General features: G+C 70.4%; 9 protein-coding genes. 8 read left to right on the plus strand and 1 reads right to left on the minus strand.

From position 1 onward, the window contains the following. Positions 1 to 76: 76 nt before the first annotated feature. From KUF83_RS41680 to KUF83_RS41715, 8 genes are all read left to right on the plus strand, one after another. Positions 77 to 1,660 carry a TROVE domain-containing protein gene (locus tag KUF83_RS41680; protein ID WP_217460331.1) on the plus strand — a complete coding sequence of 528 codons (1,584 nt, stop codon included), beginning with the start codon at positions 77 to 79 and terminating at the stop codon, positions 1,658 to 1,660. A gap of 52 nt (positions 1,661 to 1,712) precedes the next feature. Then, positions 1,713 to 3,071, plus strand: a complete 1,359-nt coding sequence (locus KUF83_RS41685) for a hypothetical protein (RefSeq protein WP_217460332.1) — start codon at positions 1,713 to 1,715, stop codon at positions 3,069 to 3,071. Between the two features lie 112 nt (positions 3,072 to 3,183). Continuing rightward, entirely contained in the window at positions 3,184 to 3,828 is a 645-nt protein-coding gene (locus KUF83_RS41690; RefSeq protein ID WP_217460333.1) for a GntR family transcriptional regulator, read from the plus strand. Positions 3,829 to 3,849: 21 nt separating this feature from the next. Beyond that, the gene (locus tag KUF83_RS41695) at positions 3,850 to 4,866 is read left to right on the plus strand and encodes a 1-aminocyclopropane-1-carboxylate deaminase (RefSeq protein WP_217460334.1); all 1,017 of its coding nucleotides are present in this window, start codon (positions 3,850 to 3,852) and stop codon (positions 4,864 to 4,866) included. Between the two features lie 284 nt (positions 4,867 to 5,150). Further along, the gene (locus KUF83_RS41700) at positions 5,151 to 6,191 is read left to right on the plus strand and encodes a LacI family DNA-binding transcriptional regulator (RefSeq protein WP_217460335.1); all 1,041 of its coding nucleotides are present in this window, start codon (positions 5,151 to 5,153) and stop codon (positions 6,189 to 6,191) included. A 258-nt stretch (positions 6,192 to 6,449) separates the two neighbouring features. Then, positions 6,450 to 7,736, plus strand: a complete 1,287-nt coding sequence (locus tag KUF83_RS41705; protein ID WP_217460336.1) for an ABC transporter substrate-binding protein — start codon at positions 6,450 to 6,452, stop codon at positions 7,734 to 7,736. Position 7,737: 1 nt separating this feature from the next. Continuing rightward, positions 7,738 to 8,760: a carbohydrate ABC transporter permease gene (locus KUF83_RS41710; protein WP_217460337.1), complete on the plus strand. Its 1,023-nt coding sequence runs from the start codon at positions 7,738 to 7,740 to the stop codon at positions 8,758 to 8,760. Continuing rightward, a complete protein-coding gene (locus KUF83_RS41715; RefSeq protein WP_217460338.1) occupies positions 8,750 to 9,649 on the plus strand; it encodes a carbohydrate ABC transporter permease in 900 nt (299 codons plus the stop codon). The genes KUF83_RS41710 and KUF83_RS41715 overlap by 11 nt, the downstream gene beginning before the upstream one ends. Positions 9,650 to 9,723: 74 nt before the next feature. Here the strand turns inward: KUF83_RS41715 and KUF83_RS41720 are convergent. Further along, on the minus strand, positions 9,724 to 10,319 hold a 596-nt coding region (locus tag KUF83_RS41720), incomplete at its 5' end, for a TerD family protein (protein WP_217460339.1).

Below are 10,319 nucleotides of genomic sequence, written 5' to 3' on the forward strand. Positions count from 1 at the left end.
GCCGAATCCTGATCTCGGGCACGCTCCATTTGCTGCGCCTCCCTCCGAAACACCAATGAATTCGGGGGAATTCACCATGGCGCGATTCAACACCAAGGCGGCGAAGGCCCAGGGCACTTCGCGTGTCACCTCGACCGGCCGCGTCCTGCGCACCTACGAGGGCGGCCGGGGCCAGGAGCGGGACACACGCTCCGAGCTCTTCCTGCTGTCGATCGCCAACTTCGTCGCGCAGAAGACCTTCTACGAGGACGGCGACGCGCGCGACGACCGGTTCGCCGCGCTCGTACGGCAGCTCGCCGTCGCGGACCCGTCCTGGACGGCCGCCCTGCTCGACTGGCTGCGCGGCGAGGGCAACATGCGGACCGCGTCGATCGTGGGCGCCGCCGAGTACGTCAAGGCGCGCCTCGACGCGGGCGCCACCGACGGCCCGGCGAACCGGCAGGTCGTCGCCTCCGTGCTGCGGCGCCCCGACGAGCCCGGCGAGCTGCTCGCGTACTGGACCGCGCGGTACGGCCGCGCGGTGCCCAAGCCCGTGAAGCGCGGTGTCGCCGACGCCGTCCGCCGGCTCTACGGCGGCAAGTCGCTGCTGAAGTACGACACCGCGTCCAAGGGCTACCGCTTCGGCGACATCCTCAACCTCGTGCACGCGGCGCCGGACCCGGACAAGCCGTGGCAGGGCGACCTGTTCCGGTACGCCCTCGACCGCCGGCACAACCCGGACACCGCCGTGCCGCCCGCGTCCGACCGGGTGCTCACCGCACACCGCGAGCTGATGGCGGTGCCGGTGGCGGAGCGGCGAGCGGTGGTGACGTCCGAGGGCGGCGCCGCGCGCCTCGCCGAGGCCGGGATGACGTGGGAGTCGCTGGCAGGCTGGCTCCAGGGGCCGATGGACGCCGCGGCCTGGGAGGCCGTGATCCCGTCCATGGGCGCCATGGCGCTCGTCCGGAACCTGCGCAACTTCGACGAGGCGGGAGTCTCGGACGAGGTCGCGGCCGAGGTCGCCGCGAAGATCAGCGACCCGGCGGAGGTGGCGCGCTCGCGGCAGTTCCCGTTCCGCTACCTCGCCGCGTACCAGCACGCGCCGTCGCTGCGCTGGTCGTACCCGCTGGAGCAGGCGCTCGGCCACTCGCTGGCCAACGTGCCGGCCCTCGGCGGGCGGACGCTGGTCCTCGTCGACCGGTCCGGGTCGATGTTCTACTCGCGGCTGTCCGACCGCTCCGAGCTCAACCGGGCCGACGCGGCGGCGATCTTCGGGACGGCGCTCGCGCTGCGGGCGGCGGACGCCGACCTCGTGGAGTTCGGCACCGGCAGCAAGGCCGTGAAGATCCGCAAGGGCGACTCGGTGCTGAAGACGCTGGGGCGCTTCGGCGACCTCGGCGGCACCAACACGAGTGAGGCGGTGCGCAAGCACTACCGCAAGCACGACCGCGTACTGATCGTCACGGACGAGCAGGCCACGTACAGCCACTACGGTGACCCGACCGAGCAGGTTCCGGCGCACGTGCCGGTCTACACCTGGAACCTCGCCGGGTACCGGGCGGGCCACGCCCCCTCGGGCTCGGGGAACCGGCACACGTTCGGGGGCCTCTCGGACGCGGCCTTCCGGATGGTGCCGCTGCTGGAGGCGGCTCGGGACGCCGACTGGCCCTGGGCCGCCTGAGCGACCGCGCGCACGGTAGGGAAGGACCGGGACCTTTGGAGAGGGCTGGAACGTGCAGGAACGGCGCGACCCGTACTTCGAGATGTACGACGGAGATCTCGGACTCAGCGGTCTGACCGAGAGCTTCGCCGACGGGGCGGCGCCCGGCAGCGAGGAGGCGGCACTCGCCCTCGTCACGGCGAAGATCGTCGCGTACGAGGAGGAGACGGCCCTCGACATGTCGGGGATCCTGCGGCTCGGCGAGGACGAGCGCCGCGCACTCGGGTTCGACATGTTCCACGACGACTGGGGATACGCCGAGGAACTCCGCGCGGACCTGCGAAGGCTCCTGGAGTCGCCGTTGCCGGACGAGGCGCTCCGCGTGGTGTGGCTGGCTGCCACGGGGAGCGCCTGGGACCCGGAGGCCCACGGGATCGGCGTGCGGGACTGGCTGGGGCGGATCGACGCGACCTGCGCGGCGCATCCGCCCCGGTCGATGGTCGGCCGGAAACCGGCCGCCTCCTGGCCGTTCTGGCGCCTTCCCGTCGCGGACGACGCCGTACGGGACGCGATCCTGACGGAAATCCGGTCCTCCGCCGGAGAACTCACCGCGCCCGGACTGGTGCCGGCACTCGAAGAGGTCGTCATCCGCGCCGACCTCGATCTCGGGTTCCGGCTCTTCCTGCGGGCGCTGAAGACCGCCTCCGTGCCGGTCCCGGAGGAGCGCTTCCACCGGTTCTTCGACCTCGGCGAGCCCTTCGGCTACCACATGGGTGTCGTCCACGACGGGCTCACCATCGTGTGGCGGCCCCTGCGCGTCGCCCGCTGCCACTTCGAGGCCGACTTCGGGTTCTCCGAACTCGCCAGGCAGTTCGACCCGGTGTGGGAGCGGAGCACTCCGCAGGCCGAACTCCTCCGGGCGACCATCGAGGCCGACGACTATCGCACCCCGGGAGTCCAGGCGCTCGTCCTGTGGGAGGACACCGTCCGGCTGCTGCGGTCCCCGCTGTCCACCGACACCGTCACCGCGCTCTGGGCGGCCACGGCGAACGTGAACCCCGACCGCTTCGGGACCGGCGGAAGGGACTGGCTCCGGCAGGTCTCCGACGCGTGCGCCGCCCGGCTCCGGGAGGTCGCTCCCGCCCACACCGCCGTCCTGCCGCCCGTACGGGACGACTTGGCCGACGCGGTCCTGCGTGAACTGCGGGACGCCGAGCACCTGTTGCCGGACGGGCACGCCGGAGTGCTGGAGCAGGTCGTCGTCCAGGTCGACCCCGGTCTCGGGTACCGGCTGCTGCTGCGGGTCCTGCACTCGGTTTCGGAGTGGCTCGGCGTCGAGCAGTACGACCGGTGTGTGGCGCTCGGCGAGCGGTTCGGGTACGGGTCTGACCTTGTTTCCGAAGCGGTGGGGCATCTCGTTCCTCAGGAGTGAGCTTGGGGCCCGGGGGCTCTCGGGTGGTGGGTGGTGGGTGGTGGGCTGCGGGGGTCTGTGGGTTTGAGGGACTGGTCTTGTGCGGCTGGGGACTGACATCTAACATTTCAATATGGCCATTCGACCGGTACCGCGCACCCTGCTCAGGGACCAGGCCTACGCCGCGATCCGCGACGCCATCGTGGCCGGGGAGATCGAGCCGGGCGCGGTCGTGCGGGACGCCGAGTTCGCCGAGCGGCTCGGGCTGTCCCGGGCGCCGGTACGGGAGGCCTTCTCGCGTCTCGTCGACGAAGGCCTGCTGGAGAGCAAGCCGCAGAGCTACACACGGGTGACTCCGGTGGTCGCCGCCGACGTGCGGGACGCCGCAGCCGTGGTCGGGGCCATGCACGAACTGGCCGCGCGGGTCGCCGTGCCCCGGCTGCGCGGGCCCGACGTGAACGCGATGCGCTCGGCCAACGCGCGGTTCGCGCACGCCGTACGCGCCGGGGACGTGGACGCCGCCCTGCGTGCCGATGACGAACTGCACGACGTCCTGGTGCGGGCGAGCGGCAACCACGCGGTCGCGGCCACCGTCACGCGGTACACGCCGCTGATCCGCCGGCTGGAACGGCGGCGCTTCGGCGAGGGCGGCAACTGCCGCTCGGCCGGGCTGCACGAGCGGCTCATCGAGGCGTGTGCCGAAGGTGACGTGGACGAGGCGGTCCGGGTCACCGCGGAGATCTGGCGAGGGCTCGAAGGCCTCGCCGACGGCGACTGATTCCGAACCCCGGGAGGACCCATGTCCCTATCCTCGTACGCGCGTTACCCCCTCCTGTTCGGGCCCTCGCCCGTCCACCCGCTGGAGCGGCTGACCGCGCACCTCGGCGGGGCCTCGCTGTGGGCCAAGCGGGAGGACTGCAACTCCGGTGTCGCCTACGGCGGGAACAAGACCCGCAAACTCGAGTACCTCGTCGCGGACGCGCTCGCCCAGGGGTGCGACACGCTCGTCTCGATCGGCGGAGTGCAGTCCAACCACACCCGGCAGGTCGCCGCCTGTGCCGCTCGGGCCGGGCTCAAGTGCGTTCTGGTGCAGGAGAGTTGGGTCGACTGGCCCGACTCCGTCTACGACAAGGTCGGCAATATCCTGATCAGCCGGCTCGCGGGTGCGGACGTGCGGCTCGTGCGGGCCGGGTTCGGGATCGGCTTCAAGGAAAGCTGGGAGCAGGCGCTGCGGGAGGTCGAAGGCGCGGGCGGGAAGCCGTACGCCATTCCCGCCGGAGCCTCCGATCACCCGCTCGGCGGGCTCGGGTTCGCCGGGTGGGCCTACGAAGTGGCCGAGCAGGAGCGGGAGTCGGGCGTCTTCTTCGACACCGTCGTGGTCTGTTCCGTGACCGGGTCGACGCAGGCGGGGATGGTGGCCGGGTTCCGTGCGCTGGAGGAGGCGGGCGGCCGTTCGCGGCGCGTCATCGGCATCGACGCGTCGGCGGATCCCGGCCGTACCCGGGCGCAGGTCGCGCGGATCGCGCAGAACACCGGGCAACTCATCGGTGTGGAGGCGGAGTTGACCGAGGACGATGTCGAGCTGGACGGGCGGTATCACGCGGGCACGTACGGCGTTCCCGACGAGGTGACGCTGGAGGCCATGCGGCTTGCCGCGCGGACCGAGGGCATGGTCACCGATCCCGTCTACGAGGGGAAGTCGATGGCCGGGATGGTCGATATGGTGGGTCGGGGGGAGATCGGGGCGGACTCGACCGTGCTGTATGCCCATCTTGGTGGGCAGCCTGCGTTGAATGCCTACAGCGCCCTGTTCTGACTGGCTCGTTGCCGCTTGCCGCTTGCCGCTTGCCGCTCGTGGGTGGTGGGGCGGGGCCGTGCCGGTATGTCCGTTCGCAGCCTTCCGGGCCTACTGCCCTGAGTTGTCGAGTACGGGTCTTTTGCGGGAGCCCTATGCTGCGAACGTGACATACCGGCACGGCCCCGCCCCGCGTGCGTTGCCGGGTGCACGGCGGGTGCGTGGTGTGGGGCCGGGCGTGCGTCGTCGGGTGCGCCGTGGGGTGTGGGGGGCTTGTGTTCGTGTGGCCGGATACAGTGCTCCGCGTGTGGGGTGACGATCAGCGGGAGCCGCTTACCGGACGGCCTGACGGCTCTCGCCGGCGGGCCACTATTCATGACGTGGCCCAGTTGGCCGGAGTGTCGCGCCAGACCGTGTCACGAGCCGTCAATGACAAGGGTGAGATCGACCCGGGTACCAAGGAGCGGGTGCTGGAGGCGGCGCGGCTGCTGGACTACCGGCCGAGCCGGTTCGCTCGCGGGCTGGTGCGGAAGGGGACGGTGACGGTGGGGCTGGTCATCCCGGACCTGATGAACCCGTTCTTCCCCGAGGTGGCCGCCGGTGTACTGGAGGCCGCCGAGCAGCGCGGCTGGCAGGTGGTCGTGTGGGACTCCCGTACCGATGACGCCAGGGAGCGCGAGGCACTCGACGTGCTGTCCCATCAGGCGGACGCGGTCGTCGGGTACTTCAAGAACGAGGACGACGTCCTGGCCCGGTGGCTGGGAGGGGTGCCTCTGGTGCTGCTGGAGCGTGGGCCGCAGCAGACCCGGTTCGCGGCCGTGGGGATCGACGCCGCCGTCGGAGTGGAGCAGGGCATCGCCCATCTGGTCCGTGCGGGACACCGCAGGATCGGCATGCTGGACGGGGACCGGCTCGAGATTCCCGGCCCCCGGCGGGAGGCCTTCCTGGCCCAGGCGCGGCAGCACGGGCTGCCCGTCGACGAGAGCTGGGTCGTGCTGTGCCCCGAGCACAGCGTCGCGGGCGGCGAGGCGGGCATGGAGATGCTGTTGCGCGACCGGCCCGACGTCACCGCGGTCCTCGGGTTCAACGACCTGATCGCCGTCGGCGCGATGCGGGCCGCCCGGCGCGGCGGGCGGCGGGTGCCCGACGACCTGGCCGTCATGGGCTTCGACGGGCTGTCGCTGGGGGAACTGGTGGAGCCCGCCCTGACCACCCTGCACATCGACAAGAGACGGCTGGGCCGGCTTGCCGTCGAGCAGGTGGCCCGGCTGCGTGCCGGTGAGGAACCGCTGCGAGGCGCGGACGCCTGGGTGGTTCCGGAGCTCGTGGTACGCGCCTCCGCCTGATCCCGCGCGAACGGCCGGTCCGCCTCGGCACATTGACCTCGTACGTCCCTTGACACTGGTTTTCGGCCGCCCCGATACTCGACGGCAACGTTCACGTGAACGCTCACGGACCCTGCGACGCTGTCGGCCCGAGCCCGGGAAACACCCGCCGACATCGTTGTCCTGGTCTTCCCCCCACCCGTAGACGGGCCCGAGGCGGCGTCATGCCCGGCCGGACCGTGCCCGGAAAGTGAGTGCGCGCCGATGGAACACCGAACGATGTCCCGCAGGGGTCTGCTGGGGGCCTCGCTGGGCAGTGCGGGCGCCGCCGTGCTCGGCCTGTCGGGATGCGGGGCGGGCAACGGCTCGGCCTCCGCGGGCACCGACCATCTCAGCATCTGGTACTGGCAGGGAGCCCTGAGCGACAAGCTGCTCGCCACCGCGAAGCGCTCCGTGCCCGGAGTGCCCGGGCTGAAGGTGAAGGGGTCGCCCATCGCCGGCGACTACAAGGCGAAACTGCGCACCAGCATGGCGGCCCGCGCCCACGTGCCGGACCTGGCGTGTGTGAACTCCGGTGTCTCGGAGTTCTTCCCGGACGAGCAGGAGTTCCTGGACCTGCGGGACCTCGGCGTGGGCGCGATCGAGGACCAGTACCTGGAGTGGAAGTGGAAGGCCGCCACCACTCCGTCCGGCCGGGTGATCGGGTTCCCTCTCGACGCCGGACCCACCGCGCTCTTCTACCGCCGGGACCTCTTCGACAAGGCAGGGCTGCCGACCGAGCCGGACGAGGTCGCACAGGCCACCTCGACCTGGGAGAAGTACCTGCGGGTCGGGCGGACCCTGAAGGAGCGGGCGCCTGGTAAGCCGTACCTCGTCTCCCAGATCAGCTACGTCTTCCGGATGGTGCTGTACCAGAGCCCGAAGCAGTTCGTCGACGCCGACGACCGCTTCATCGGCGACCAGGAACACGTCAAGCACGCCTGGGACGTGGCCGTGGAGACCTACCGTCAGGGGCTCAGCGCCCGGGTTCTGGACTCGACGCCCGACTACAACGCGGCCATGAGCCGCGGCCGGGTCGCCACGTTGATCAACGCGGTGTGGGCGATCAACGGTCTCAAGCAGGTGGCACCGAAGACCTCCGGGAACTGGCGGCTGACCGGGATGCCCGCCGGGCCGACCAACTACGGCGGCTCGTACGTGGGCATCACCCGCTACTGCCGTGACCCGGAAGGGGCGTTCGCCTTCCTGAAGTGGATGCTCGGGCCCGAGAACCAGCTGAAGAGCTATCAGGAGATGGCCCTGTTCCCCACCACCCCGGCCGCCTACAGCCGACCGGCGATGCGCAGGCCCGACCGCTTCTTCGGCGGTCAGATCCCCGTCGACGTCTTCGGCCCGGCGGCCGAGAAGGCCCCGGTCACGTTCTCCAGCCCTTACGAGGCGACCGCCAACACCCCCGTCTTCCAGGAGCTGACCAACGTGGAAACGCTCGGCAAGAACCCCGACAGAGCGTGGCGGGACGCCATGAACGCCGCCGAATCCGCCCTGTCCCAGCGGGGGGTGAGCTGACATGGCGACCGTCGCGGACGCTGCGCGGGTTCCCGACGCCGAACAGAGTGAGGCGACCAGCGGCCGGGGGGCGGGCGCCGGCACACCGGCCGGCCGGTGGCGGCGGCACCTTCCGCCGTACCTCGCCATCTCCCCGTACTACCTGCTGTTCGCCGTCTTCGGCGCCTTCCCCGTGGTCTTCTCCCTGTACCTGTCCTTCCAGGACTGGGACGGCATCGGGGACATGCGCTTCGTCGGCCTGCAGCAGTACGAGTGGCTGCTCAGGGACTCGGTGTTCTGGCACTCCATCCTCAACACCTTCCAGATCTGGTTCCTCTCCACGGTGCCGATGCTGTTCCTGGCCCTGGTCCTCGCCTTCCTGCTGCACTCGCAGGTGCGCTACGCGTCCGCCTGGCGGGTCGCGTACTTCATCCCCAACGTCACCTCGATGGTCGCCATGACCATCGTCTTCGGCTCGGTCTTCGCCCAGGCGGGCCTGGCCAACTCGATGCTCAAGGCCGTCGGGGTGGAGGACGGCGTCGGCTGGCTGAGCTCCTCCCTCGGCATCAAGTCGGCGATCTCGATCATGATCATCTGGCGGTGGGTCGGCTACAACGCCCTGATCTTCCTGGCCGGGCTGCAGGCCATACCCACCGAACTCTTCGAGGCCGCCCGGGTCGACGGGGCGAACAGCCGGCAGACCCTCTTCCGGGTCGTGGTGCCGCAACTGCGGCCGGTGATCCTCTTCGCCGTCATCACGTCGACGATCAACGGCCTGCAGATCTTCACCGAATCGCAGGTGCTCTTCTACTCGGACGACCCCGGGACCACCGGCGGGCCGGGCCAGGAAGGTATGACCATCGTGCTCTACCTGTGGCAGAAGTCCTTCAACGACCTGCAGTTCGGCTACGGGGCGGCGATGGGCTGGCTGCTCTTCGCGATCATCGGGCTCTTCGCGGTCATCAACTGGCGGCTGGTGTCCGGCTCCGACCGTGACGGCCGCCGCGGCATCTCGCTGCGCAAGGGGGCCCGCAATGGCCGCTGAACGTCGACGGGGGTCCGCGGCGACCGCCGACCGCGCGCCCTCCAACGCGGGGCTCGCCATCGGGTCCGGCAGCAGGGCGACCCGGATCTGGGTCCGTGTGGCCCTGCTTCTCGGGGTGCTGGTGTCGATGTTCCCCTTCTACTGGCTGGTGGTGATGGCCTCCGTCACCACCCAGGACATCCTCAGCTCACCGCCCAGGCTGGTGCCGGGCACCCAACTGCTGCACAACATGGGGGAGGTGCTCGACCGGATCGACTTCTTCACCTCGCTGTTCAACACCGTGGTGGTCGCCACGACCGGCACCGTGCTGGTGCTGTTCTTCGACTCCCTGGCCGCCTTCGCCTTCGCCAAGTACGAGTTCCCGGCGAAGAAGTTCCTCTTCGGCGCCCTGATGGCCACCTACATGATTCCCGCGCAGCTGTCGCTGGTGCCGCAGTTCGTCACCATGGCGCAGTTCGGCTGGGCCGGCACGCTGAAGGCCCTGGTCATCCCCGGCGCGGCCAACGCCTTCGGGATCTTCTGGATGCGCCAGTACGCGCAGAACTCGCTGCCCGACGAGCTGCTCGACGCGGGACGGATCGACGGCGCCGGCTTCTTCCGGCTGTACTGGCAGGTCGCGATGCCGCTGTTCCGGCCCGCGCTGGCCTTCCTCGGCATCTTCACGTTCATCGGCATCTGGAACGACTACATCTGGCCGCTGGTCGTCCTGGTCAACCCCGACCGGCTCACCCTCCAGGTCGCCCTGGCCAACCTCAACGTCGCCTACAACACCGACTACGCCGTGGTGATGGCCGGCGCGCTGATGAGCGTCATCCCGCTGATCGTGGTGTTCCTGATCGGGGCCCGGCACTTCCTGCGGGACCTGGCGGCGGGCGCGACGAAGATGTGACCGGGTCGGCCGAGGCCGGCCGGACGTCCCCGGTCCGGCCGGCCCGGTAGGACCTCGATGGGTCCGGGCGCTGCCTACAGCGCCTGGGCGGAGGGCTTCACCATGCCGCGGACCGTGCGGGACTTGACGAAGTTGCCCAGCGCCGTCATCTCCCACTCGCCGGAGAACTGCTTGATGAGCTTGGCCATCATCACGCCGGTCTGGGCCTCCGCGCTGGTGAGGTCGAAGCGGACCAGCTCCTCGCCCGTGGCGGCGTCGATGAGCCGGCAGTAGGCCTTGGCGACCTCCGTGAACTTCTGGCCGGAGAAGGAGTTCACCGTGAAGACCAGGCCGGTGACGTCCTGGGGGAGCCGGCCGAGGTCCACGACGATCACCTCGTCGTCACCGCCGCCCTCGCCCGTGAGGTTGTCACCGGAGTGCTTGATCGCGCCGTTCACGATCGAGAGCTTGCCGAAGTAGCAGCTGTCGATGTGGTTGCGCTGCGGGCCGTAGGCGATCACGGAGGCGTCGAGGTCGATGTCCTTGCCTCGGTACGCCGGCTCCCAGCCCAGGCCCATCTTCACCTGGGCGAGGAAGGGGCGGCCGCCCTTGACCAGGGACACGGTCTGGTTCTTCTGGAGGCTTACGCGGCCCTTGTCGAGGTTGATCTTCCCGGCGCCCGGGGCGGGGG

The organism is Streptomyces sp. BV286 (genome assembly GCF_019090165.1).
Classification (GTDB): Bacteria; Actinomycetota; Actinomycetes; order Streptomycetales; family Streptomycetaceae; genus Streptomyces.